23 protein-coding genes and 1 pseudogene are annotated in these 22,896 nt (G+C 73.4%); 11 read left to right on the forward strand and 13 right to left on the reverse strand.

Annotation, left to right across the window (positions count from 1 at the left end; genetic code table 11):
* Positions 1 to 21 precede the first annotated feature (21 nt).
* From FGE12_RS11260 to FGE12_RS11275, 4 genes are all read left to right on the forward strand, one after another.
* Positions 22 to 909 carry a branched-chain amino acid ABC transporter permease gene (locus FGE12_RS11260; RefSeq protein ID WP_153866438.1) on the forward strand — a complete coding sequence of 296 codons (888 nt, stop codon included), beginning with the start codon at positions 22 to 24 and terminating at the stop codon, positions 907 to 909.
* Between the two features lie 5 nt (positions 910 to 914).
* Positions 915 to 1,889 carry a branched-chain amino acid ABC transporter permease gene (locus FGE12_RS11265; RefSeq protein ID WP_153866439.1) on the forward strand — a complete coding sequence of 325 codons (975 nt, stop codon included), beginning with the start codon at positions 915 to 917 and terminating at the stop codon, positions 1,887 to 1,889.
* A 37-nt stretch (positions 1,890 to 1,926) separates the two neighbouring features.
* Entirely contained in the window at positions 1,927 to 2,709 is a 783-nt protein-coding gene (locus tag FGE12_RS11270; protein ID WP_153866440.1) for a 3-hydroxybutyrate dehydrogenase, read from the forward strand.
* Positions 2,710 to 2,789: 80 nt separating this feature from the next.
* Positions 2,790 to 3,929, forward strand: a complete 1,140-nt coding sequence (locus FGE12_RS11275) for a hypothetical protein (protein ID WP_153866441.1) — start codon at positions 2,790 to 2,792, stop codon at positions 3,927 to 3,929.
* Positions 3,930 to 4,443: 514 nt separating this feature from the next.
* On the opposite strand, the pseudogene FGE12_RS11280 reads toward FGE12_RS11275, so the two are convergent.
* The 3 genes and pseudogenes from FGE12_RS11280 to FGE12_RS11290 form a co-directional block, all read right to left on the reverse strand.
* Positions 4,444 to 4,942 (reverse strand): annotated as a pseudogene (locus tag FGE12_RS11280) (macro domain-containing protein).
* Positions 4,943 to 5,009: 67 nt separating this feature from the next.
* A complete protein-coding gene (locus FGE12_RS11285) occupies positions 5,010 to 5,522 on the reverse strand; it encodes an OmpA family protein (protein ID WP_153866442.1) in 513 nt (170 codons plus the stop codon).
* Between the two features lie 76 nt (positions 5,523 to 5,598).
* Positions 5,599 to 6,792 carry a glycosyltransferase family 87 protein gene (locus tag FGE12_RS11290; RefSeq protein ID WP_153866443.1) on the reverse strand — a complete coding sequence of 398 codons (1,194 nt, stop codon included), beginning with the start codon at positions 6,790 to 6,792 and terminating at the stop codon, positions 5,599 to 5,601.
* Between the two features lie 116 nt (positions 6,793 to 6,908).
* On the opposite strand from FGE12_RS11290, the gene FGE12_RS11295 reads away from it, so the two are divergent.
* The 6 genes from FGE12_RS11295 (at position 6,909) to FGE12_RS11320 (ending at position 13,948) form a co-directional block, all read left to right on the forward strand.
* Positions 6,909 to 9,071: a prolyl oligopeptidase family protein gene (locus FGE12_RS11295; protein ID WP_153866444.1), complete on the forward strand. Its 2,163-nt coding sequence runs from the start codon at positions 6,909 to 6,911 to the stop codon at positions 9,069 to 9,071.
* Positions 9,072 to 9,192: 121 nt separating this feature from the next.
* Complete coding sequence (locus FGE12_RS11300) at positions 9,193 to 9,651, forward strand: plastocyanin/azurin family copper-binding protein (protein ID WP_153866445.1); 459 nt, start codon at positions 9,193 to 9,195, stop codon at positions 9,649 to 9,651.
* Positions 9,652 to 9,866: 215 nt separating this feature from the next.
* Positions 9,867 to 11,408 (forward strand): glucose-6-phosphate dehydrogenase, encoded by a 1,542-nt coding sequence (gene zwf / locus FGE12_RS11305; protein WP_194797794.1) that lies wholly within the window; start codon positions 9,867 to 9,869, stop codon positions 11,406 to 11,408.
* On the forward strand, positions 11,405 to 12,076 hold the full coding sequence (gene pgl, locus FGE12_RS11310; protein ID WP_194797795.1) for a 6-phosphogluconolactonase: 672 nt from the start codon (positions 11,405 to 11,407) through the stop codon (positions 12,074 to 12,076). The genes zwf and pgl overlap by 4 nt, the downstream gene beginning before the upstream one ends.
* Positions 12,077 to 12,148: 72 nt before the next feature.
* On the forward strand, positions 12,149 to 13,570 hold the full coding sequence (gndA, locus tag FGE12_RS11315; RefSeq protein WP_153866447.1) for an NADP-dependent phosphogluconate dehydrogenase: 1,422 nt from the start codon (positions 12,149 to 12,151) through the stop codon (positions 13,568 to 13,570).
* Positions 13,571 to 13,711: 141 nt separating this feature from the next.
* Positions 13,712 to 13,948 carry a hypothetical protein gene (locus FGE12_RS11320; protein ID WP_153866448.1) on the forward strand — a complete coding sequence of 79 codons (237 nt, stop codon included), beginning with the start codon at positions 13,712 to 13,714 and terminating at the stop codon, positions 13,946 to 13,948.
* A gap of 70 nt (positions 13,949 to 14,018) precedes the next feature.
* Here the strand turns inward: FGE12_RS11320 and FGE12_RS11325 are convergent, their stop codons facing one another.
* Entirely contained in the window at positions 14,019 to 14,483 is a 465-nt protein-coding gene (locus FGE12_RS11325; RefSeq protein WP_153866449.1) for a DUF2267 domain-containing protein, read from the reverse strand.
* A gap of 267 nt (positions 14,484 to 14,750) precedes the next feature.
* Between FGE12_RS11325 and FGE12_RS11330 the strand changes: the two genes are divergently transcribed.
* Positions 14,751 to 15,194: a ferritin-like domain-containing protein gene (locus FGE12_RS11330; RefSeq protein ID WP_153866450.1), complete on the forward strand. Its 444-nt coding sequence runs from the start codon at positions 14,751 to 14,753 to the stop codon at positions 15,192 to 15,194.
* Positions 15,195 to 15,211: 17 nt separating this feature from the next.
* Here the strand turns inward: FGE12_RS11330 and FGE12_RS11335 are convergent, their stop codons facing one another.
* The 9 genes from FGE12_RS11335 to FGE12_RS11375 are packed head-to-tail and all read right to left on the reverse strand — an operon-like array spanning position 15,212 to position 22,885.
* A complete protein-coding gene (locus tag FGE12_RS11335) occupies positions 15,212 to 16,117 on the reverse strand; it encodes a MerR family transcriptional regulator (RefSeq protein ID WP_153866451.1) in 906 nt (301 codons plus the stop codon).
* A 34-nt stretch (positions 16,118 to 16,151) separates the two neighbouring features.
* Entirely contained in the window at positions 16,152 to 17,018 is an 867-nt protein-coding gene (locus FGE12_RS11340) for a cobalamin-dependent protein (RefSeq protein ID WP_194797796.1), read from the reverse strand.
* Positions 17,015 to 17,713: a lysophospholipid acyltransferase family protein gene (locus FGE12_RS11345; RefSeq protein WP_153866452.1), complete on the reverse strand. Its 699-nt coding sequence runs from the start codon at positions 17,711 to 17,713 to the stop codon at positions 17,015 to 17,017. Before FGE12_RS11345 ends, FGE12_RS11340 begins: the two co-directional genes overlap by 4 nt.
* The gene (locus tag FGE12_RS11350) at positions 17,710 to 18,069 is read right to left on the reverse strand and encodes a lycopene cyclase domain-containing protein (protein ID WP_153866453.1); all 360 of its coding nucleotides are present in this window, start codon (positions 18,067 to 18,069) and stop codon (positions 17,710 to 17,712) included. The genes FGE12_RS11345 and FGE12_RS11350 overlap by 4 nt, the downstream gene beginning before the upstream one ends.
* A complete protein-coding gene (locus tag FGE12_RS11355) occupies positions 18,066 to 18,389 on the reverse strand; it encodes a lycopene cyclase domain-containing protein (RefSeq protein WP_153866454.1) in 324 nt (107 codons plus the stop codon). The genes FGE12_RS11350 and FGE12_RS11355 overlap by 4 nt, the downstream gene beginning before the upstream one ends.
* Positions 18,386 to 19,546 (reverse strand): glycosyltransferase, encoded by a 1,161-nt coding sequence (locus FGE12_RS11360; RefSeq protein WP_194797797.1) that lies wholly within the window; start codon positions 19,544 to 19,546, stop codon positions 18,386 to 18,388. The genes FGE12_RS11355 and FGE12_RS11360 overlap by 4 nt, the downstream gene beginning before the upstream one ends.
* On the reverse strand, positions 19,543 to 20,457 hold the full coding sequence (locus FGE12_RS11365) for a carotenoid 1,2-hydratase (RefSeq protein WP_153866455.1): 915 nt from the start codon (positions 20,455 to 20,457) through the stop codon (positions 19,543 to 19,545). Before FGE12_RS11365 ends, FGE12_RS11360 begins: the two co-directional genes overlap by 4 nt.
* Positions 20,454 to 21,914, reverse strand: a complete 1,461-nt coding sequence (locus tag FGE12_RS11370) for a phytoene desaturase family protein (protein WP_194797798.1) — start codon at positions 21,912 to 21,914, stop codon at positions 20,454 to 20,456. The genes FGE12_RS11365 and FGE12_RS11370 overlap by 4 nt, the downstream gene beginning before the upstream one ends.
* Positions 21,911 to 22,885 carry a squalene/phytoene synthase family protein gene (locus FGE12_RS11375; RefSeq protein WP_153866712.1) on the reverse strand — a complete coding sequence of 325 codons (975 nt, stop codon included), beginning with the start codon at positions 22,883 to 22,885 and terminating at the stop codon, positions 21,911 to 21,913. Before FGE12_RS11375 ends, FGE12_RS11370 begins: the two co-directional genes overlap by 4 nt.
* Positions 22,886 to 22,896 lie beyond the last annotated feature (11 nt).

The following is a 22,896-nucleotide window of genomic DNA, read 5'->3' on the forward strand; positions in this document are numbered from 1 at the left end:
CCTCGCGGAGCCAGGAGCTCCATGCACACCGTCTTCGGCGTCCCGCTCCAGGCCCTGTTCGGCCAGCTCCTCGTGGGGCTGATCAACGGCTCGTTCTACGCGCTGCTCAGCCTGGGGCTCGCCATCATCTTCGGCCTGCTCAACGTGGTGAACTTCGCCCACGGCGCCTTCTACACGGTGGGCGCCTTCGCCGCGTGGTTCCTGCTGCAGTTCGCGGGCGTGGGCTACTGGGGCGCGCTGGTGCTCAGCCCGCTGGTGGTGGGGCTGCTGGGGGCGCTGGTGGAGCGCACGATGATCAAGCGGCTCGCGGGGCTGGACCCCATCTACGGGCTCTTGCTCACCTTCGGGCTCGCGCTGGTCATCCAGGGGCTGTTCCAGAACAAGTACGGCAGCAGCGGGCAGCCCTACGAGATGCCCGAGGCGCTGAGCGGCGGCTACGCGCTGGGCTTCATGTTCCTGCCCAAGTACCGCGCCTGGGTGGTGGGCTTCTCGGTGCTGCTGTGCGCCGCCACCTGGTTCGTCACCGAGCGCACGCGGCTGGGCAGCTACCTGCGCGCGGCCACCGAGAACCCGGCGCTGGTGCAGGCCTTCGGCGTGAACGTGCCGCGCCTCATCACCGTCACCTACGGCCTGGGCGTGGCGCTCGCGGCGGTGGCCGGCGTGCTCGCGGCGCCGGTGTACCGGGTGAGCCCGCTGATGGGCTCGGACCTGATCATCGTGGTCTTCGCGGTGGTGGTCATCGGCGGCATGGGCAGCATCATGGGCTCCATCGTGACCGGCTTCGCGCTGGGGGTCATCGAGGGGCTGACCAAGGTCTTCTATCCAGAGGCCAGCAACACGGTGATCTTCGTGGTGATGGCGGTGGTGCTGATGATCAAGCCTTCGGGTCTCTTCGGAAGGACCGCGTGAGCGCGATGGCCGAGTCCACCTCCACGCCGCCCCCGGCACTGGCCCAGCGCGCGAGCCCCCGCCAGCGCCAGTGGGTGCCCCTCGCGGTGCTCGCGGCGCTGCTGGTGGTGGCGCCCTTCGCGGGCATCTACCCGGTGTTCCTGATGAAGGCGCTGTGCTTCGCGCTCTTCGCCTGCGCCTTCAACCTGCTGCTGGGCTACGTGGGGCTCCTGTCCTTCGGGCACGCGCTGTTCTTCGGCTCGGCGGGCTACGCGGCGGCGCACGCGGCGAAGGTGTGGGGCTGGAACCCGCTGCTCGCCATCGCGTTCGGCGCGCTCGTGGCCGCGGCGTACGGCCTGGTGGTGGGGGCGCTCGCCATCCGGCGCCAGGGCATCTACTTCGCCATGGTCACGCTGGCGCTCGCGCAGATGGCCTTCTTCTTCTACCTGCAGACGCCCTTCACGGGCGGCGAGGACGGCATCCAGGCGGTGCCGCGCGGGAGCATCCTGGGCGTGGACCTGGACCAGATGCTGCCGCTCTACTTCTTCGTGCTGGCCATCTTCCTCGCGGGCTTCCTGCTCATCTACCGCACCGTGCACTCGCCCTTCGGGCAGGTGCTCACGGCGGTGCGCGAGAACGAGCCGCGCACGGTGTCGCTCGGCTACAAGCCGGACCACTACAAGCTCATCGCCTTCGTGCTCTCGGCGGCGCTCGCCGGGGTCGCGGGCGGCACCAAGGCGCTGGTGTTCCAGCTCGCGAGCCTCACGGACGTGCACTGGCACACCTCGGGCGCGGTCATCTTGATGACGCTCCTGGGCGGCCTGGGCACCATCCTGGGCCCGGTGGTGGGAGCCTTCATCGTGGTGGCGCTGGAGAACTACCTGGCGCAGCTGGGCTCGTGGGTGACGGTGGTGGAGGGCGGCATCTTCGTCGTCTGCGTGCTCACCTTCCGCCGGGGCGTCATCGGCGAGCTGAGCCGCTTGCTCAAGAGGCCGCTGTAGCCGGCCTGTCGCAGTGCAAAGGGAGAGGGAAGACGTCATGCGGATGAAGGACCAGGTGGCGATCGTGACGGGTGCGGCCAGTGGCATCGGCCGCGAGATCGCCCATGCCTACGCGCGCGAGGGCGCGAAGGTGGCGGTGGCGGACCTGCGGCTGGACGCCGCGCAGGTGGTGGTGAGCGAGCTGCAGGCACAAGGCGCCACGGCGATGGCCGTGGCCATGGACGTGTCCAGCGAGGCGCAGGTGGACGCGGGCGTCGCCGACGTCGTGCAGCGGCTCGGCGGCGTGGACGTGCTGGTGAGCAACGCCGGCATCCAGATCATCGCCCCGGTGGACGAGCTCACCTTCGAGCAGTGGCGGCGCATGCTGGGCATCCACCTGGACGGCGCCTTCCTCACCACGCGCGCCTGCCTGCGCCACATGTACAAGAGCGGGCGCGGCGGCAGCATCCTCTACATGGGTTCGGTGCACTCCAAGGAGGCCAGCCCCCTCAAGGCGCCCTACGTCGCCGCGAAGCACGGCCTGCTGGGGCTCGCGCGCGCGGTGGCCAAGGAGGGCGCGAAGCACAACGTGCGCGCCAACGTGCTCTGCCCGGGCTTCGTGCGCACCCCGCTCGTCGACAAGCAGATTCCGGAGCAGGCCAAGGAGCTCGGCATCAGCGAGGCCGAGGTCATCAAGAACGTCATGCTCAAGAACACGGTGGACGGCGAGTTCACCACCATGGCCGACGTGGCCGAGGCCGCCGTGTTCTTCGCCTCCTTCGCCTCCAAGGCCCTCACCGGCCAGTCGCTGATCATCAGTCACGGCTGGCACATGGAGTAGCAGCCCCCCACGCAGTACTCCCCCCGCAGTCCCCCGAAGAGGTCGTTCCGATGCGAAACCTTGCAAGAGCGGTCGCTGTCGTGCTGGGCCTGAGCTCTACCCTCGCAGGCGCCACGAAGATTCCGCTGGGCACCGAGGGCCAGGCGCTCACCGTGAACTTCCAGCTGCAGACCTGGGCCGGCCTCACCCAGGATGCGAACCCGGCCGGAGACGGGCTGGGCTACGACTTCCGCCTGCGCCGCGTGCGCGCGGTCATCAGCGCGGAGCCCACGGACAAGTGGGCCTTCCTGCTGCAGCTGGATGCCGCGAACTTCGGCACCGGCCAGGACTACAGCCCGCGCTTCCTGCCGCAGGACGCGTGGGTGAGCTACTCGCCCACGGGGCGCAGCGCGAAGAACGTGTTCATGGTGGACGCGGGCTTCCTGCTCGTGCCGCTCAGCCGCCAGGCGCTCTCGAGCACCACCAGCTTCACCACCATCGACGTGCACCTGGACGCGGTGCGCGGCTTCCGCGAGGGCCCGGGCATCCGCGACCTCGGCGTGCAGGTGCGCGGCTGGGCGCTGGACAAGAAGATCGGCTACCGCGGCGGCATCTACCGCGGCGTGACGGGCACCCAGGGTGACCTCTCCGCGGCCAACCCGCGCGCGGGCCTCAACCCCAGCTCCCACCCGCGCCTCGGCGGCTTCGTGAACTTCAACATCCTGGGCACCGAGGAGGGCAACTGGCTCTACCAGGGCATCTACTTCCAGGAGAAGCCGGTGGTGAGCGTGGGCGTGGGCGGCGGCTACCAGTCCAAGGCGGTGCGCGGCCCCAGCGGCCTCACCGATACCCGCGTCTTCTCCGGCGACTTCTTCGCGGACCTCCCCACGGGCGCGGAGGGCGAGGGCGTGGTCCACGCCACCGCCTACCGCAATGACTTCGGCGGCGGCTCGGCCAACACCGGCTGGGGCTACTTCGTGGACGCGGGCTACCGCTTCGGGTTCGTGATGCCCTACGCGTCCTACGAGGGCTTCAACGCGGACAGCTGCCCGGACGGGCTCGTCGCGCCGGCCTGCACCGCGGACACCCAGAACAGCAGCATCATCAAGGCGGGCCTGCACTTCTACATCAACAAGAACGCGAACCACATCGACGTGGAGTACGCGAACGCCCGCAGCCTCAAGCCGAGCGACGCGGACCGCGTGAACTCCGTGCTCGTGCAGTGGAACACGGTGTTCTAGGCCTCGGCTGACACGCTGGAAACACGAGGGGCGCGGTGCCTTCGCGGGCGCCGCGCCCTTCGTTTTGAAGCACGCGACGCCGCGACGCTTCAGGGGTTCGCGAGAGTGGCGCGAGGGGCACGGCCTCGAGAAGGAGAGGCCGGGAGGGAACGGGGCTGCTCCGAGTGGGAGAGGCCGTCCACGACGCGTGGACGGCTGTCTCGAAAAGAGACGCCCCTCCCGGGCGCGGAAGGGCGCGTGATGCAAAAACGTAAAATCCTATTTTACGTTTTTGCGCGACGCAGGCCGCCGCTCCCGAGCGGGGACACACGCAGAGTGAAGTGCTCCGCTCCGTGTCTCCCCTGCGCGCGGCGCACTGGCAGCGCCCTCCCGCGAGGAGCCGAAGCGCTCCGTCACCCTTCCGGTTCTGACGCCCCTTCAGGCTGGCGCAACGACACAGCTCGGATCCGAGGCAGGCGAGCTCTCGGCGGTAGAGCTCACGCTGCGCCGATGCCAGCCGCCCCGCTCGACGGCCTCAGGCGTCGAGCACCTGCTGGTACGCGCGAAGGTCCGCCTCGCTGAAGAGCACCACCGTCACCCGCTCGAGCTGCGGCAGGCGCTCGAGTCCCGCCCGCAGCTCGCGCAGCGCCACGGGCGCCGCAAGCGCGATCGGATAGCCGTAGGCGCCTGTGGAAATGGATGGGAAGGCCAGCGTACGCAGGCCGTGCACCCGCGCGAGCTCGAGCGCGTTGCGGTAGCAGCTCGCGAGCAGCTCGGGCTCTCCGGCCTCGCCGCCCCACCACGTGGATGACGTGATGCGCCGGGAGCCGGTAGCCGCGGGTGAGGCGCGCCTCGCCCGTGGGGCAGCGGCCCAGGCTGCGGCACTCCGCGAGCAGCTCCGGTCCGGCCGCGCGGTGGATGGCACCGTCGACCCCGCCGCCGCCGCTCAGGGCGGAGTTCGCTGCGTTCACGATGGCATCCACCGCCAGCGTGGTGAGGTCTCCGCGCAGCAGGTGCAGCCGCTCCTCGCCCATCGCAGCGCTCCCTTCGGAACCGAGGGCCGGAGCGCCAGCGCGCTCCGGCCTCACCCGCGTGCGCGGACTACAGCCGCACCTGGATCTCGTAGCGGCGGTTCTTCGCGCGCTTCGCCTCGGTGTCGTCCGGCTTCACCAGCATCTTCTCGCTGCCGCGACCCACGGCGATGATCTCGCCGCGCGGCACGCCGCGCGCCACCATCTCCTTCACGATGACCTCGGCGCGCTTGAGGCTCAGCGCCTTGTTCTTCGCCGCGTCGCCCACCGAGTCGGTGTGGCCGCTCACCTCGAACTTGTAGGCCTTGGCTCCGGACGAATCGAGCTGCTTCTTCGCCTCGATGAGCTGGCCCGCCAGGTTCTTGAGCTTCTGCTCGCAGCCGGGCGCGAGCACGTCCGTGCCCGACTTGAAGCTGCACTGGTTCTTCTGGCCCTCGGCCAGCAGCTTCGAGTTGATGCGCTTCTCCAGCTCGCCCTTGCCCGCCGAGCTCGCCTTCTTCGCGAGATCGCCGAAGGGGTTCTGCGCGAGCGCCACGCTCGGCACGACGAGGGTCAGCGACAGCGCGGTCAACAAGGCCTTCATGTACGTACCTCCGGAAAACAGGGGGTCACTTCTCAGGGCCGCTACGCTGCGAGAGCCGGCCCCGCGCGTCCACCCCTTATTGCACTGCGAGGGCCCCGCTGCCCGTCTGCTCGCCCCGCCACAGCTCCCACATCAGCGCCACCGTCGACCACAGCAGCAGAAAGTTGCGGGCGTTGAGCACGAGCAGGTGCAGCGGGGCGTAGCCGACCTTGTACGTGTCCGTGGTGTAGACGAGCCGGGTGAGCAGCACGGCCGCGAACACGGCCGCCGGCACGCCCCAGCGCCCCCGCGTGAGCGCGAGCGCCGCGGGGCCCATCAGCCACACGAGGTACTGCGGGCTGAGCACCGGGTTGAGCGCCACGAAGGCGAGCAGCGGCAGCAGCGCCACGCGCGCCTGGCCCGCCACGTCCCCCGGCGCGAGTCTGCGCACCGCGCGCGCCGCGACCCCCGCCGCCGCGAGCGAGCCCGCCACCCACACCCAGCGGCTCCAGCCGCGCACGGCCTCCGCCGCCGCGCCGTGCAGTTCGTACGCAGCCACCGCCTGCGTCCACTGCACCTGCGCGACCCACCCGAGCCGGTGCAGCCCCCAGAGCACCGAGGCCCACACGGACTCCACCTGCAGCCCGCGCTCGACGTGGAAGGAGGCAAAGCGCCACCAGGGCCACAGCGCGCTCAGGGGCACGAGCGGCAAGAGCCCCAGCGCGAGCCCTCCGCAGAACCTGCGCCCCTGTCCCCGCTGCAGCGCCCACGCGAGCGCCGCGGGCAGCACCACCACCGGGTACAGCTTCGTCATCACCCCGGCCGAGAGCAGCGCGCCCGCGAGCACCATGCGCCCGCCCGCGAGCCCCCGCAGCGCGAAGAAGACGAGGAAGGCCGGCACCAGGTCGAAGCGCTTGAGGTAGTGCAGGCTCTCCACCCACGCCGCGAGCGCGTAGAGCACGAGCGGCAGCCAGCGCCGCGCGCCCTCCTCGCGCAGGAGCGCCCACTTGAGCGCCGCGTCCAGCAGCAGCAGCTGCAGCACGAAGGCGAAGGCGAAGCGCGCGGCATCGCCTCCTGCAAGCCCCGCGGGCACGAAGGCGAGCAGCGCGTAGGGCGGGTACTCGAAGCGGAAGTCCACGTTGGGCACGCCGCCCGCGAGCAGCGCGTGCACGGTGTCCGCGTAGAGGCGCAGGTCGTTGAGCCGCGCCCTGCCCGTCCACGCGTAGAGCAGCAAGGGCAGCACCGCCAGTGCGAGCCCCCACCGCTGCCGTCCTGTGAGCGCTCGCGTCATGCGCCCCCTCCCTTAGCCCATTTCCCGCCGCTTGCCCCGATGCGCCCGCTCGGGGAATGTGGAGCCCCGCTCCCCGTTCGAGGTGGGGGGCCGCACCCGCTCATTCCGGAGACCTCATGCGCAGGCTGTTCGCCGCATCGCTGTGGAGCACGCTGTTCGCCCTGCCCGCCGTGGCCCACGCGGCGGACCAGGCCGAGACCGCCCGGAAGGTGGCCGCGCCGAAGGAGGCCGCGGGGGAGGCCACGCAAGAGGACCCCTTCCTCTGGCTCGAGGACGTGCACGGCGAGCGCGCGCTCGCGTGGGTGAAGGCGCAGAACGCGCGCACCCTGAAGGTGCTGGAGGGCGACCCGCGCTTCGAGCCCTTCCGCGCGCAAGCGCTCGCGCTGCTCACGGCGACCGACCGCATCCCCGCCCCCGACTTCCGCGCCGGCGGCGTGGACAACTTCTGGCAGGACCAGCAGAACCCGCGCGGCCTGTGGCGCCACACCACGCTGGAGAGCTACGCGAGCCCCACGCCCACCTGGAAGACGGTGCTGGACGTGGACGCGCTGGGCAAGCTCGAGGGCAAGAGCTGGGTGTTCAAGGGCGAGAGCTGCCTGCCTCCCGCGGACACGCGCTGCCTCGTGCGCCTGAGCAACGGCGGGCAGGACGCGGTGGAGGTGCGCGAGCTGGACGTGGCGGCAGGGGCCTTCGTGCCGGACGGCCTGCGCCTGCCCGAGGGCAAGGGCGACGTGGAGTGGGAGGACGCGGACACGCTCATCGCGGGGCGCGAGTGGGGCGGCAACGGCGCCCCGAGCACGCTCACCGAGTCCGGCTACCCCTTCGTGCTCAAGCGCGTGCGGCGCGGCCAGCCGTTCGAGAAGGCCGAGGAGGTGTTCCGCGGGAAGCCGACGGACGTGTCCGCGAGCGCCACGGCCCTGCGCGATGCGGAAGGCGCGCTGCAGGCGATGCTCGTGCAGCGCGGCGTCACCTTCTTCGAGAGCGAGTTCTATCTGCTCGGGGGCGCAGGCAACGTGCGGATCCCGCTTCCGCCCAAGGCCACCCTGCAGGCCTTCGTGGACGGGCAGCTGGTGTTCACGCTGGAGCAGGACTGGGGCGCCTTCCGGCAGGGGGCGCTGGTGGCGCTCTCGCTCGCGGACCTGAAGAGGGACGCCGCGCACGCGAAGGCGCAGCTGGTGCTGCAGCCCACGGCGCGCCAGGCCATCGAGGCGGTGTCCGCCACGCGCGCGCACCTGGTGGTGAACCTGTACGAGGACGTGAAGGGCGCCATCGACGTGTACGCGCACGCGGGCGGGCGCTGGACGCGCCGGCGCCTCGCGCTGCCGAAGGACGCCCCGCTGAGCATCAGCATCGTGGCCACCTCGCACGCGCACGAGCAGCTCTTCGTGGAGTCGCAGGGCTTCCTCGCTCCCACGGCGCTGTGGCTCGCGGACGCGGGCACCGGCAGCGTGAAGCAGGTGAAGAGCCTGCCGGCGCGCTTCGATGCGTCCACGCACCGGGTGCAGCAGCTCTGGACGAAGAGCAAGGACGGCACGCGCATCCCCTACTTCCTCGTGGCCCCGCGCAGCCTGAAGAAGGGGCAGCCCGTGCCCACGCTGGTGTACGGCTACGGCGGCTTCCAGGTGGCCAAGCCGCCCGTGTACCTGCCCGAGGTGGGCAAGCTGTGGCTCGAGCGGGGCAACGCCTACGTCATCGCCAACATCCGCGGCGGCGGCGAGTTCGGCCCGCGCTGGCACCAGGCGGTGCTGCGCGAGAACCGGCAGAAGGCCTTCGACGACTACGCCGCGGTGCTGCAGGACCTGGTGCGCCGCGGGGTGAGCAGCCCGCGGCGCCTCGGCATCTACGGGCGCTCCAATGGCGGCGTGCTCACCAGCGTGACGCTGACGCAGCACCCGGAGCTGCTCAACGCGGCCGTCATCGAGAGCCCGCTCATCGACATGCTGCGCTACCACAAGCTGCCGGCCGGGGCCTCCTGGGTGGGCGAGTACGGCAACCCGGACGTGCCCGCGGACGCGGCCTTCATCGCGAAGTACTCCGCCTACCAGCACCTGCAGCCGGGCGTGAAGTACCCGCGCGCCTACATCACCACCAACACGCGCGACGACCGCGTGCACCCGGGCCACGCGCGCAAGTTCGCCGCGAAGCTGGAGGCGCTGGGCGCCCCGTACCTCTACTTCGAGAACACCGAGGGCGGGCACTCCAACGACTCCGACCCGGTGCTCAACGCGCGCCGCTGGGCGCTGCACTACGTGTACCTGATGCAGCAGCTGGTGGACTGAGCGCCCGCGCACCGTTGGGCGGTGAAAAGAGCCCTGCGACCGCGGGCGACCGTGGCCGGGCGCCATCGTTTGCATCTTTCCTGGAGGCGGGGCGAGTGAGCCCTGCCTCCAGGAGGCTGCGATGCGGACGACAGGGCTGTGGGCTGTGGCAGTGACGGGGTGGCTGGTGCTCTCGGCGTGCGGGGGCAGCAGCTACGGAGGCGGCAACCCCAGCCCCTCGCCGAGCAACCCCAACGAGGCGGTGCTCACCATCCAGAACATGGCCTTCAGCCCGGCGAACCTCGCCGTCGTCCCGGGGCAGACCGTGCGGGTGCGCAACCTGGACGCGATGGCGCACTCGGTCACGAGCCAGTCCGCGCCCAACCAGTTCCGCCCCGGGGCCGTGAACGGCATCTCCTTCGACACCGGGGCCTTCACCGGCGAGCGCACCTTCGTCATCCCCACGAGCGCCGCGGTGGGCACGCTGGTGCCCTACTTCTGCACCGTGCACCCGGGCACCATGGCGAACACCGGGGTCATCACCGTGCGCGCGGCGGGCGACACCACGCCCCCGCCCACGGACCCGCCGCCCGGCTACTGACGCGCGCGCCCGCCCCGCCCTGCCCCGCCGCTCCCCTGCCCGTGCTCCCGCCTTGCGAGCGCACGGGAGGCCCCGGCCGCGCCGGCCGCCCTTAGCTTGCCCCCATTGGTCTGCCCCAACGACCTGCCCCAACACTGTGCGCGCCCTTTTGACGCGCGCCCCGGGGCGGCCCGTTAGGGTTGGCCCGGACGGGACACCGGCAGCGATCAAGGAGCGTGCACGTGGACGGCCTGCGCATCGAGACCCACCCCCACCCCGGAGAGCCGCTGCTGCGCGCGGGGCGCCCGGACCCCTGCGCCCTGGTGCTGTTCGGCGCCACCGGGGACCTCGCGCAGCGCAAGCTGTTCCCCGCGCTCTACGAGCTGGCGCGCGCGGACCTGCTGCCTCCCCAGTTCGCCGTGGCCTGCTTCAGCCGCTCGGCGCGCGACGACGCGGCCTTCCGCGCCACCGTGCGCAAGAGCCTGGACACCTTCGCGCGCACCCAGCCGGTGGACGAGAAGGTGTGGGAGCGGCTCGCCGAGCGGCTCGAGTGCGTGAGCGGCAGCTACGACGACCCGGCGGCCTTCGAGCAGCTGGCACGCAAGCTGGAGAGCTTCGAGCAGCGCTTCGGCACCGGCGGCAACCAGCTGTACTACCTGGCCACCCCGGCGAGCACCTTCGAGCAGCTGCTCACGGGGCTCTCGAAGGCGAAGCTGCTGCCGCGCGAGACGCAGGCGGGGCAGCACCCGTGGCGGCGGCTGGTCATCGAGAAGCCCTTCGGCCACGACCTGGCGAGCGCGCAGGAGCTCAACCAGCGCCTGAGCGCGGTGCTCAGCGAGCGGCAGATCTTCCGCATCGACCACTACCTGGGCAAGGAGACGGTGCAGAACATCCTCGTCTTCCGCTTCGCCAACGCCATCTTCGAGCCGCTGTGGAACCGCAGCCACATCGACCACGTGGAGATCACGGCCGCGGAGAAGCTGGGCATCGACGGGCGCGGCCGCTTCTACGACGAGACAGGCGTCTTGCGCGACATGGTGCAGAACCACCTGCTGCAAGTGCTCGCGCTGTGCGCGATGGAGCCGCCCACCTCCTTCGGCGCCGAGGACATCCGCGACGAGAAGGCCAAGGTGTTCCGCGCGCTGCGCCCGCTCGCGGGCCGCGAGGTGGCCGAGGCCGTGGTGCAGGGGCAGTTCCAGGGATACCGCGACGAGGAGGGCGTGGCGAAGGACAGCCGCACCCCCACCTTCGTGGCGATGAAGCTCAACGTGGACAACTGGCGCTGGCAGGGCGTGCCCTTCTACCTGCGTGCGGGCAAGAGCCTGCGCGCGCGCCTCACCGAGGTGAGCATCCACTTCAAGAGCGCGCCCATCTGCCTCTTCGGCGGAGACGACACCTGCCAGCGCCTGCAGCCCAACGTGCTCACCCTGCGCATCCAGCCGCAGGAGGGCATCGGCCTGCGCATCGAGACGAAGGTCCCCGGCGAGGACCTGAGCATCAGCGGGGTGAGCATGGAGTTCGGCTACGCGGGCGCCTTCAAGAAGCCCGTGCCCGAGGCCTACGAGCGCCTGCTGCTGGACTGCATGCGCGGCAACGCCACGCTCTTCGCGCGCAAGGACAGCGTGGAGCAGGCGTGGGCGTGGGTGACCCCCATCCTGCAGGCGCTGGAGAAGGGCGAGGGCGGCCCGCTGCTCCCCTACGCGCCCGGCGGCAACGGCCCGGCCGAGGCGGACGCGCTCATCGCGAAGGACGGGCGCAGCTGGACGAGGCTGCCGTGAGGGTGGCCGCGGTGCTCGAGAAGGAGCAGCTGGTGCAGGAGGCGGCGCGCCGGCTCGCGCGCGCCCTGCAGGAGGCCGTGCAGGCGCGGGGGAAGGCGAGCTTCGCCACCAGCGGCGGCAGCACCCCGGGCCCCATCCACCAGGCGCTCGTCGCGCTGGGGCCGGACGCCGTGCCCTGGCGCCAGGTGTCCTTCTTCTTCGCGGACGAGCGCTGCGTGCCCCCCTCCTCCCCGGACAGCAACTACCGGCTCGCGCGCCAGACGCTGCTGGACCCGCTGGGCATCCTCAACGCGCGCGTGCACCGCATGGAGGGCGAGCGCGAGGACCGCGACGCCGCGGCGCGCGACTACGCCGCGCGGCTTCCCGAGCAGCTCGACGTGGTGCTGCTGGGGATGGGCGAGGACGGGCACACCGCCTCGCTCTTTCCGGGCGCGCCCTCGCTCGAGGAGCAGAGCGCGCGCGTGCTCGCGGTGAAGGGCCCCAAGCCTCCGCCCTGGCGCCTCACGCTGACGCTCCCGGTGCTGCAGGCCGCGCGCACCGTGCTCGGCGTGGCGGTGGGCGCGGGCAAGCGGGACGCGGTGCAGCGCATCCGCGCAGGCGAGGCGCTGCCCGCCTCGCGCGTGCCGCAGGCCGAGTGGCTGCTGGACCCCGCGGCGGCGGGGCAGTAATCCCGCAGCCCGACACCCTCACCCCGACCCTCTGCCTCCGTGAAAAGGGAGAGGGAGGACCTGGAGACTCAGATGGCGGAGAACTTGGCGCAGTTCGGCGTGGCCGGCATGGGCGTGATGGGCCAGAACCTCGCCCTCAACCTCGCAGACCACGGCTTCCAGGTGGCCACCTGGGACATCCGCCCGGAGGCGCTCAAGGCCTTCCTGGGCAAGAACGCGCGGCCGGACCTGCGCGGAGACCCCTCGCTCGAGGGCTTCGTGCGCTCGCTCGCGCGCCCGCGCCGCATCCTGCTGATGGTGACGGCGGGCGCGCCCGTGGACTCGATGCTGGAGAAGCTCGCCCCGCTGCTGGAGTCCGGGGACATCGTGCTGGACGGCGGCAACAGCTTCTTCGAGGACACGCGCCGGCGCGAGAAGGGCTACCGCGAGCGCGGCCTCAACTTCCTGGGCATGGGCGTGTCCGGCGGCGAGGAGGGCGCGCGCCACGGCCCCAGCCTCATGCCCGGCGGCCCCGCCGAGGGCTACGCGAGCGTGCGCCCCTTCCTCGAGGCCATCGCCGCGCGCGTGCCGGGCGGCGACGGCGCCTGCGTCACGCACGTGGGGCCGGACGGCGCCGGGCACTTCGTGAAGATGGTGCACAACGGCATCGAGTACGCGGACATGCAGCTGCTCGCCGAGTCCTACGACTTGCTGCGCCGCGGCCTCGGCATGTCCGCGGACCAGATTGCGGACCTCTGGGCGAAGTGGAACGAGGGCATCGCCGAGTCCTTCCTGCTCGAGACCAGCGTGCGCGTGCTGCGCAAGAAGGACCCGGAGACGGGCCTGCCGCTGGTGGACCTGGTGCTGGACAAGGCAGGCAGCAAGGGCACCGGCAAGTGGACGGTGCAGGTGGCGCTCGACCTCGCCGTGCCCGTGCCCTCCATCGCTGCGGCGCTGGATGCGCGCATCCTCTCCTCGCTCAAGGAGCAGCGGCTGAAGGCCGCCCGCGTGCTGCCCGCGCCCGCGCTGCAGCTCTCCGCCGAGGAGCGCACGCAGCTCGCCCAGCAGGTGCACGACGCGCTCTACGCCGCGCGCATCACCACCTACGCGCAAGGCCTCGCGCTGATCCAGGCGGCGAGTGCGCAGTACAAATGGGACATCTCCATCGCGGAGCTGGCGCGCATCTGGCGGGGCGGCTGCATCATCCGCGCGCGCCTCCTCACCCCGCTGCGCGAGGCCTTCCTCAAGGAGCCCGGGCTCGCGAACCTGATGGTGGCGGACAGCTTCGCGCGCGAGCTCACGCAGAAGGCTCCCGCGTGGCGCGCCGCCCTCTCGCTCGCGGTGCGCGGCGGCGTGCCGGCCCCCTGCCTCTCGGCGAGCCTCGCCTACTTCGACAGCTACCGCAGCCCCGAGCTGCCCCAGAACCTCACCCAGGCCCAGCGCGACGCCTTCGGCGCCCACACCTACCAGCGCAAGGACCGGCCCGAGGCCGGCTTCGTGCACACCGAGTGGTAGGGGCGCCCGGCGGCGCGCGCGCAGGGCAGACGGCCGGGGGCGCCTCTCCCCGGGAGCCGGGTGCCTGCGCCGCGTGAGCGCACACCGTTGGGGTGACCCCGGGATTGCCGGGGCGCTCACCCGAACGACGGAGGCGCAGCCATGGCGAACGAGAACGAGAAGCGCACCGCAGGCCGGCTCGACGAGCCCGGTGCCCCTAACGTGCCGCAGGCCGAGGGCAAGGGCGCAGCGCCGGGTGACGAGCGCACCCGCAGCGCGAGCACGCAGGAGGCGCCCGAGCACCGCCCGCGCTCGATGCGCCAGGACCTGGCGGATGGGGACCCCGCCGGCACGCCCTTCTCCGAGGAGATGGGCCACACGCCCACCCGCGAGACCTGAGCCCGCGGGCTCCATCCCTCACCCCGACCCTCTCCCTCCATGAAGAGGGGGAGGGACGGGGGCGCGGGGCTCAGGCGGGGCGGTCCGCCACGCGGCGCGCCGCGGCCCAGGTGGACTTGAGGTCCGCGGGCAGCTCGCTCTGGATCTGCGTGGCCACGCCATCGGTGATCTGCCCGTGCAGCGCGGCGAACACGCCGTGCAGCACGCGGCGCGCGTCCTGCTGCTGGTCGATGTCCAGGTGCTCGGAGACGTTGAGGTAGAAGTCGTTCTTGCCGCGCGCCTCGGGGTCGCGCTTCGGGTGGGCGCGGCAGCTGATGAAGAGCTCGCGCACCTCGGGCGACAGCTGCTCGAAGAGGTCGCGCGCGGTGCCGCCCGAGAGCCGCTCGGAGAGCGCGCAGAACACGGCCTCGGCCAGCTCCTCGGGCGGCCCCAGGCCCACCACGCGGTCGGAGATCTTGCGCAGGAAGGCCTCGAGGCTGATGCCCTGGCCCAGTCCCGTCCAGCTCTGGGTGTCCTGCGGCGAGTGGTTCGACATGGGTGTTCCTCCGGCTTCGGGTGGGGGTGGGGAGTGCGGCGTCTTCGAGGCCCGGGTGTGAGGCTGGGCGCTGTGGGCGGACGGCGCAGCGGGCGTGCGAACGGGCGGTGCGGCGCGCGGCCACTGCGACGTGCGGTGCACCCGCGCATTCCGCGGCCGGCGGTCGGGCGGGCAGCGGCCCATACCTTCCCCCGTGCACCCGGCAGAGGCCGCGAGCGCGCGTTGCGCCTGCGCGCCCCGGCCGCAGCTTCGTGTGCAGGAGGCCCCATGGCTGCACACACGCATTCCACCGATACGTTGGTGTCGTTCTTCCAGGAGGAGCTGGCGGCAGCGCAGGTCTACGAGCAGGCGCTCTCGAAGCTGGAGCACGCGCGGGCGCGCGACCGGCTGCGCGAGTGCGGCAAGGATCACCAGCGCCGCGCCCAGCTGCTGCGCGAGCGCCTCGAGCTGCTGGGCCGCACCCCGCCGGACACGCAGGGCCGCGGCACCGGCTTCTCGAAGCTGAGCAACCTCGGCTCGAGCGACCTCGGCATCTCGGCGGCGAGCGTGGTGCAGTCGCTCGCGGAGGGCGAGGAGTACGAGCTGCAGGACTACGTGAACAAGCTGGACCGGCTCGACGAGGAGAGCCGCCGCTTCGTGGAGGAGCAGCTGCTCAGCGCCCAGCGGCAGACGCACGCCTCGGTGAGCGCGCTGCACCGCACGCTGCACTGAGGCGCTGCGCGCGCCGGCTAGCCCGCGAGCTGGGCCCAGTCGTCCGCGCCGCGGAAGAGGCGCACGTCCGCCGCGGCGCACGCCTCCGCGTGGCGCTGCGCGGCGCGCCCGCCCACCCACAGCTGCGGCGTCTCGGGGCCGCGGGGCAGCAGCGTGCGCAGCTCCTCCAGCGTGCGCGTGAAGGCCTCCGCGCCCGGGTCGTGCACGCACGAGAGCCCCACCCGCTGCGCGCCCAGGTGGCGCGCCACGCGGGCCAGCTCCGCGAGCGGCGTGCGCTGGCCGAGCACCGTCACGCGGTAGCCCGCGTGGTGCAGCTGCACCGCCGCGCCCAGCAGCCCCAGCTCGTGCTGCTCCTCGGGGAAGCACGCGAGCACCGCGCGCGCGCTGCCGTAGGAGGGCGCCGCGTGCAGCAGGCCCACGAGGCGCGCGCGCACCACCTGCGTCACCAGGTGCTCCTGGCCGATGGACAGCCGCCCCTCCTCCCAGCGCGTGCCCACCTCCTGCTGCAGGGGCATGAGCACGTCCGCGCAGGCGCGCAGCGGGCTCAGGGCCGCGAAGGCCTCGTCGAGGATGCGCGAGACGCGCGCCTGGTCCCACGCCTCCGCCGCGGCGAGCACGGCGCGCCGCCAGGCCTCGGCGCCCGCGTCCCCGTTCGCCCCCGGGGTGGGGGCGCTCTCGCGCTGGGCGAGCTCCTCGCGCAGCTGGGGCAGCAGCCGGGCGGCCTCGCTGATGGAGACGCCCTCCTCGGTGAGCTGCTTCAGGCGGCGCAGCAGCGCCACGTCCTGGTCGGTGTAGACGCGGTAGCCCGCGGCGTTGCGCTGGGGGGAGAGCACCTGGTGGCGGCGCTCCCAAGCACGGATGAGCTCCTGGCGAACCCCCGAGAGCTCGGCTGCGACATGAATGCGGTAGGTGCGCTCGGCCATGGACAGTCCCGGGACGGTGCCGGTCCGGTCCTGTTTACGGCTGGGGGTGCGCCGCGCGCAACTGCGGAAGCAGGGCGCGCAGCTCGCCTGCCGAGTCGGCGTACTGGGCCCCGGCGGCGAACACCGCGCGCAGCTGCTCGCGGGCCGCCGGCCCCCCCACCACCACGGGGACGGGCGAGCAGGCAGCCACGGCCGCCTGCAGCAGGGGCAGCAGCTCCTCGGCGTCCCGGCGGCGCACGCAGGAGAGCGCCACCACGTCCGGGTGCAGCTGGGCGCAGGCGCTGCGCAGCGCCTCGGCGGGCGTGTCCGCGCCCAGCAGGGTGAGGCGCCAGCCCTCGCGCTTGAGGTGCAGGGCGAGCGCGAGCAGCCCTCCCTCGTGGTGGTCCAGAGGCGCACATGCGAGCACCGCCCGGGGGCCCGCGGGCGCCCGGGGGCCGGCCTCGGCGTGCAGCAGGGCGCGCAGCCGGGTGCGGATGAGGGCGCTGGCCAGGTGCTCGCGCGCCACGTCCAGCCGGCTGCTCATCTCGCGCAGCAGCGGCATCAGCACCTCGTCGCAGGCGGCGAGCGCGTCCATCCCGGAGAGCCCCTCCTCCAGCACGGCCTCCGCCCCTTCCGCGTCCATCACCGCCACCGCGCTCCAGAAGCGCTCGGCGAGCTGCTCGCGCACGGGCAGGGTGCGCAGGGGCGTGGTGCGCACCTGGGCGATGGCCTCGCTCGCGCTCAGGCCCTCCTCGATGAGGCGCGCCACGCGCCGCACCCCCTCCACCTCCTCGCGGCCGTACACGCGGTAGTTGTTCTCGCTGCGGTGCGGGCGGGGGAAGCCGTAGCGGCGCTCCCACGCGCGCAGCGTGGCCTCGCGGATGCCCGTGAGGCGGGCGATGGTGCGGATGCGCAGCGTCACGCGCGCGCCTCCCCGCGGGCGCTGCGCCCACGGACGGCATCCCAGCGCTCGGCCACCCCGCGCGCGCCGGCCACCTGCAGGCGGAAGCCCGCGGTGCTGCTCGCGGCCGAGAGGCGGTCCACGCCCCCCTGCAGCGCGCGCTCGAAGTGCGCGAGCGGCGCAGGCGGGTGCGCCCTGCCCACGTCCAGCAGGATGTCCGGGCGCTCGTGCTCGAGGAGGACGTAGCGCACGGCCACCGGCAGGCACTCGGCGCCGGCCGCCCGCGCGAGCAGCGCCACCCCGCCCTCCAGGCGCAGGGGGCCGCCGCCGAAGGGGCGCTGCTCGCCCTCGGGGAAGACGAAGACGGCCGTGCGGGGCCGGGAGAAGAGCGCCTTCGCGTAGCGCAGGCTCTCCAGCGCGCTCGCACCCTCGCCGCGCCGCACGCTGAAGGCCCCCAGCCGCGCGAGGAAGGGGTAGCGGCGCAGGTTCTGCTCCTCCATCAGTGCGTACGCGTCCCAGCCGGCGCTCTTCGCGAGCTGGTGCAGCATGAAGCCGTCCCACCAGCTGCAGTGGTTCATGTAGACGAGCCGCGCGCGGGTGGGCGGCGGCAGGGGCTCGCCCTGCACCCAGAGGCCGCGGAAGGCGCCGCGCACCTTGTGGCCCACGTAGCGGTCCAGCACCCAGCCCGCGGGGCCGCCCTTTCGCGCGGGGATCATCGCGCGCCTCCCCGCGAAGGCGCCTGGCGCACCTCCAGCAGCGCGGTGAACAGCGCGATGCCGAGGGCCACCAGCAGGCTGGTGACGAAGAAGAAGAGCACCTCCTCGAGCGGCACCGCGCCCACGTAGACGCCCACGTGGCGCGCGTCTCCGAACACCCAGATGCCGCGGCGGATGGCCACGTGGTCCGCCGCGCTCAGGTAGGTGCCCACCGCGAGCGCCGGCGGCAGCACCGCGCGCAGCACCCGCCCCGTGCGGGCGCGGTAGTGCGAGGCGAGCGCCGCGAGCTGCAGCGCGAGCACGGGCAGCCCCCAGCCCAGCAGGTGCACGAGGTAGGCGTAGCGGGTGTCCATCATGGGCGCTGCTCTCCCAGGGCCCGCGCGAGCCGCGCGCGCGCCCACAGCCCGACGAGCAGCGTCTGCAGCCCGAAGAAGAGGTACTCCTCGAGCGGCAGGTAGCCCACGAACACGCCCCAGGTCTGCGCGCGCGCGAAGCCCCACAGCCCGCGCGCCACCGCGTAGTTGTCCCACGGCGTGGTGGCCACGTAGACCACCGGCAAGAGCAGCCACAGCGGCGCGAGCGCGCGCCGGTCCAGCACGCGCCGGTAGCGCCACGCGAGCGCGAGCACCGGCACGCAGACGAAGAGCGCGAGGAAGCGCGCGTAGGTGAGCGTCATCGGGCGTCTCCCACCGGAGCGTGCGCAGCCTCGGGAGCCCCCGTCGCCAGCGGCCGCATCCGCCCCCCGGCCGACAGCTGGAAGCGGCGCCCGCGCCAGGTGACCCGTCCCCCGCGCAGCAGCGAGTCCACGAAGGCCGCGAGCAGCAGCCCCTCTCCGGCGAGCCACCCGAAGGCCCTCATGCCCCCGCGCTCCCCCTCCCCGCTGAGCTGGCCGAGCCGCAGCGAGAGCGCGCAGCGCACGGCCCCGAGCGGGAGCAGCGCGAGCCAGAGCGGCGCCGCATCGAGCAGCAGCGCGAGCAGCAGCAGCACGGGGGTGGGCGCGAAGAGCAGGGGCACCGTGGGGTAGAGCGCGGGGCGGTGGCTGCGCAGCACCTGCATCCAGCGCGAGATGCGCGCGAGCGCGGGGCGCAGGGCGAGCGGGTCGAGCAGCGGAACCCGGGCGACGGCCGGGGCGAGCGCAGGGCGAAGTCCGCGCGCGTGCAGGCGGCTCGAGAGCTCCAGGTCCTCCCCGATGTGCTCGCCCAGGCCGGGAAGGAGCGCCATCGCCTCGGGGGAGAGCGCGAGCGCCTTGCCCGAGATGGCAGGCGCGCCGGCGCTCATCGCGTGCAGGGCGTGGAAGCTGTGGTGCGTGTGGCGCAGCAGCCCCTCGAGCGCGAGCCCTCCCACGCCCCGGGGACCGGCCGCTGCCACGGGCGTCCAGGCCGCGCTGCACAGCGGGGCCCCCGCAGCCACCGGCCGGGCCAGCGCCTCCACCAGCGCGCCCGTCACGGCCACGTCGGCATCCACCGCGAGCACCACCCGCCCCCCATCCGATGAGGGGCGCAGCACCCGCAGCGCGTGCTGCAGGTGGCCCACCTTGCGGTTGGGGGTGAGCGGCTCCGAGGCGAGCCAGCGCATCCCCTGCGGCAGCGGCACGCCGGGGGGCTCGGGGCTGAGCACCACCTGCTCCAGCGCGCCCGCGTAGTCCACCGGGTGCACGAGCGCGCGCAGCTCGGCGGGCGTGGGCGCATCCACCGGGCGCAGGAGCAGCACCGGGGGCGGCTCCCCGGGCGCCCGTGCACCGGAGGCCTGCGCGCGCAGCCGCAGCAGCGCCACCGCGCTGAACAGCGCCGCGGCGAGCGCCCAGAGGCAGGAGAGCAGCAGGACCCCGCTCACGCGGCACGCTCCACGCGGGTGCGGAAGTGCGCCATCCAGCGGATGAAGGGTGAGTGGAAGCGGCGGAAGTCGGCCACCTCGCCCAGCGCGTCCACGCCCTGCCCCCGCGCCTCCACCCGCGCGTAGAAGGGGCTGCTCTCCAGCAGGCGCGGGCTGACCGCCTCGCCCCCGTGCAGCTGCCGCGGCACGCGCAGGCCCCAGCCGGTGAGGCCGGTGCGGCCGTCGCCCGGCGCCGCGTGGCGCTCGAGGCTCACGCCCCGCTCGCTCGCATCCAGGCGCAGCGCGAGCGTGCCGTCCGGCAGGCGGTAGTCCACGAGGGTGCGGTCCTCGAGGTGGGTGCGGGTCCAGGCCCAGCGCTGCAGCCTGCGTCCCAGCGGCTCCTCGCCGTGGTTCGTGTCGTGGTAGCCGAGGCCCTCGAGCTCCAGCCCGTCCACCTGCAGCCGGGCGCGGGCGCGCGGGGCGAGCGCCTGCCACGCGTGCGGCAGCCCCTCCACCAGCCGCACCTCCTCGCCCGGGGGCGTGAGGGGCTCGAGCCGCAGCTGCGCGCGCACGGGGCGGCCCCACGGCGCGCTGCGCTCGTCCACCTCCATGCGCACGCTGCCGTCCGGCTCGCGCACCAGCTGCGAGCGCCCGATGGCGAGGTGCGTGCCGCCGCTCACGCGCGCCTGCGGGTACTCGCTCAGCACCCAGCAGCGGCGCTGGCCGCGGTGGTAGAGGGCGAAGTTCACCGCGCAGTGCTCGAGCGGCAGCCCGCCGCGCGAGGCGCGCACCGCGTAGCGGGGGCTGAAGAGGCTGCCCAGCATGAAGATGCACACCGCGCTGTAGTCCCCCGCGCTCACGTCCGCGTAGAACCAGCGGTAGGCGCCGGCCGCGCGCGGCAGCTCCGGCAGGGGCGGGAGGCAGGCCCTCATGCGCCTCTCCGCAGGTGCTCGCCCGCGAGCTGCGCGGCGAAGCGGCCGGAGAGCATCACCAGCGGCACGCCGCCACCCGGGTGGGTGCCGCCGCCGGCGAAGAAGAGGCCCGGGGTGCTGCCGCGGATGCGCGGGCGGCGGAAGGGCCCGAAGCGCCCGTGCGGCAGGAAGCCGTAGATGGAGCCGCCCGGGGCGCCCTGCTTCGCGAAGTCCACGGGGCCGCGCGTGCCCAGCAGCTTGAGCCGTCCCTTGAGCGCGGGAAAGTGGGTGAGCAGCTTCTCGAGCATCTGCCCCTGCACGGCCTCCGCGTGCGCGCCCCAGGCGTTGAGGGCCGCGTCCTGGGCGGCGAGCCCCTGCGGCAGCGCGGGCGCGTTCACCATCACGAAGAGGCCGCTGCGGTTCGCGGGCGCCACCGTGGGGTCGCTCGCGGCCGGGTGGCACACGTACACGGTGGGGTCGTCGGCGAGCTCGCCGTCGAAGAGCTGGGCGAACTCGCGCCGGTAGTCCGCGCCGAAGAGCACGCTGTGGTGGGGCAGCGCCGCGCGTCCCTCCACGCCCAGCAGCATCACGTAGCCGGAGAGCGCGAGCGGCTCGCTGCGCTGCAGGGCCTGCAGCGGATCCGCGTTCACCACCACCGCGTCGTAGGGCTCGGCCTCCCCCACCGGGCCCACGCGGTAGCCTCCGCGCGGCTCGCGCTCGAAGCGGGCGCGCTGCCCCAGGCGCACCTGCACGCCGGCGCGCATCACGGCCCGGGCGAGCGCGTCCACCAGCGCGCCGATGCCGCCCTGGACGTGGTGCACCCCGTAGGCGCGCTCGATGTGCGGGATGAGCGCGAAGGCGCTGCTCGTCTCGTACGGCGAGGCACCCGCGTAGGTGGCGAAGCGGCCCACGAACTGGCGCAGGTGCTCCGTCTTGAAGTGCGCGCGCGCCAGCTCGTCCAGCGTGCCCATGCGCACGCCGGTGGCCACCGCGCCCATGCCCCGCCGGGCGACGCGCGCCATGAAGCCGGCCATGCCCTCGAAGGGGGCCTCGAGGTAGGGCTCGCCCGCGGCGCGGTAGAGCGCCGCGGCCTCCGCATAGAACGACCGGATGCCCTTCGCCTCGCTGGGGCGCAGCTCGTACGCGCTCTCGGCGCTCTTCTCCACGTCGCGCCAGGCGGTGAAGCCGCACCCGTCCGCGAAGTGGTAGCTGCACTGCGGCTCCAGCTCGGTGAAGGGGGGCAGCAGGTCCAGCGCGTCCAGCTGCGCGAAGGTGTCCTTCACCAGGTGCGGCAGGGTGAGCAGCGTGGGGCCCAGGTCCAGGGTGAGCCCCTCGAGCGTCACCGCCTGCGCCTTGCCGCCGAGCCGATCCGTGCCCTCGTAGAGCGTGACAGCGTGGCCCTCGCGCGCGAGCAGGCCCGCGGCGGTGAGCCCGCCCAGGCCGCCGCCCACCACGGCGATGCGGCGCGCGGCGCTCACGGCGCACCTCCGGAGGGCAGCAGCGGCGCGGGCAGCGCGGCCTCGGGCAGGGCCGAGCGCGGGGCGAGCAGCGTGCCCGCCGCGAGCGCGAGCTTGCGCGAGCCCGTGGTGTGGGCGCGCGCGGAGAAGACGTCGTAGTCGCGCCGCTCGATGTCGCGCAGGATGTCCCCGTACAGCGCGCCCATCAGCCGCACCATGGGGCGGCTGCCCGCGCCAGTGAGCAGGGGCACGCCGCGGGCGGCGCGCGCGTAGAGGCCGCGGGCGCGCGCGACCTGGTGGCGCATGAAGGCGCGCCAGCGCTCGTCCACCCGGCCCGCCTGCAGGTCCTCCTCGCTCAGGCCGAAGTGCGCGAGCTCGTCCTGGGGCAGGTACACGCGGCCGCGCTCGAGGTCCTCGCGCACGTCGCGCAGGATGTTGGTCAGCTGCATCGCGAGCCCCAGGTCCGCGGCGGGGCGCGAGGCCTCGGGGTCCGCGCAGCCCAGCACCGGGGTGAGCATCAGCCCCACCACCCCGGCCACCCGGTAGCAGTACAGCTCCAGCTCCTCCCACGAGGCGTAGCGCGAGCGGGTGAGGTCCATCTCCATGCCGGAGATGAGGTCCTGGAAGGGCTGCTCGGGGATGCGGTAGTGGCGGATGCAGTACTCGAGCGCGGCGAGCTCCCCTGCGTCCCAGGGGCTCTGCGCCTGGGCGGACACGAGCCGCTGCGCGGGGCTCTCCAGCGTGGGCGCGGCGAGCTCGGGCAAGGGCAGGTACACCTCGGCCACGCGCTGGCGCGCGCGGGCGAGGCGCTCGGGCAGGTCCACCCCGTCCCCCTCGTCCACCATGTCGTCGAGCCGGCGGCAGAAGGCGTAGAGCGCGAAGGCCGCCTTGCGGCGCAGGCCGAAGAGCAGATAGCTCGCGAAGAAGAAGCTCTTCGCGTGCGCGCGCGTCACCGCCTTCGCGCGGCGGAAGCCCTGGCGCACCCGGCGCATGTCCTGCCACT

The organism is Aggregicoccus sp. 17bor-14 (assembly GCF_009659535.1).
In the GTDB taxonomy this organism is placed as follows: domain Bacteria; phylum Myxococcota; class Myxococcia; order Myxococcales; family Myxococcaceae; genus Aggregicoccus.

Coding starts and splice junctions, on each gene's coding strand:
- FGE12_RS11345 (WP_153866452.1), bottom strand. CDS start 17,713: ATGATCCCCGCGCGAAAGGGCGGCCCCGCGGGCTGGGTGCTGGACCGC.
- FGE12_RS11265 (WP_153866439.1), top strand. CDS start 915: ATGGCCGAGTCCACCTCCACGCCGCCCCCGGCACTGGCCCAGCGCGCG.
- FGE12_RS11355 (WP_153866454.1), bottom strand. CDS start 18,389: ATGACGCTCACCTACGCGCGCTTCCTCGCGCTCTTCGTCTGCGTGCCG.
- FGE12_RS11335 (WP_153866451.1), bottom strand. CDS start 16,117: ATGGCCGAGCGCACCTACCGCATTCATGTCGCAGCCGAGCTCTCGGGG.
- FGE12_RS11295 (WP_153866444.1), top strand. CDS start 6,909: ATGCGCAGGCTGTTCGCCGCATCGCTGTGGAGCACGCTGTTCGCCCTG.
- FGE12_RS11300 (WP_153866445.1), top strand. CDS start 9,193: ATGCGGACGACAGGGCTGTGGGCTGTGGCAGTGACGGGGTGGCTGGTG.
- gndA (WP_153866447.1), top strand. CDS start 12,149: ATGGCGGAGAACTTGGCGCAGTTCGGCGTGGCCGGCATGGGCGTGATG.
- FGE12_RS11290 (WP_153866443.1), bottom strand. CDS start 6,792: ATGACGCGAGCGCTCACAGGACGGCAGCGGTGGGGGCTCGCACTGGCG.
- FGE12_RS11260 (WP_153866438.1), top strand. CDS start 22: ATGCACACCGTCTTCGGCGTCCCGCTCCAGGCCCTGTTCGGCCAGCTC.
- FGE12_RS11375 (WP_153866712.1), bottom strand. CDS start 22,885: ATGCGCCGGGTGCGCCAGGGCTTCCGCCGCGCGAAGGCGGTGACGCGC.
- FGE12_RS11325 (WP_153866449.1), bottom strand. CDS start 14,483: ATGTCGAACCACTCGCCGCAGGACACCCAGAGCTGGACGGGACTGGGC.
- FGE12_RS11350 (WP_153866453.1), bottom strand. CDS start 18,069: ATGATGGACACCCGCTACGCCTACCTCGTGCACCTGCTGGGCTGGGGG.
- FGE12_RS11365 (WP_153866455.1), bottom strand. CDS start 20,457: ATGAGGGCCTGCCTCCCGCCCCTGCCGGAGCTGCCGCGCGCGGCCGGC.
- FGE12_RS11330 (WP_153866450.1), top strand. CDS start 14,751: ATGGCTGCACACACGCATTCCACCGATACGTTGGTGTCGTTCTTCCAG.
- FGE12_RS11320 (WP_153866448.1), top strand. CDS start 13,712: ATGGCGAACGAGAACGAGAAGCGCACCGCAGGCCGGCTCGACGAGCCC.
- FGE12_RS11270 (WP_153866440.1), top strand. CDS start 1,927: ATGCGGATGAAGGACCAGGTGGCGATCGTGACGGGTGCGGCCAGTGGC.
- FGE12_RS11285 (WP_153866442.1), bottom strand. CDS start 5,522: ATGAAGGCCTTGTTGACCGCGCTGTCGCTGACCCTCGTCGTGCCGAGC.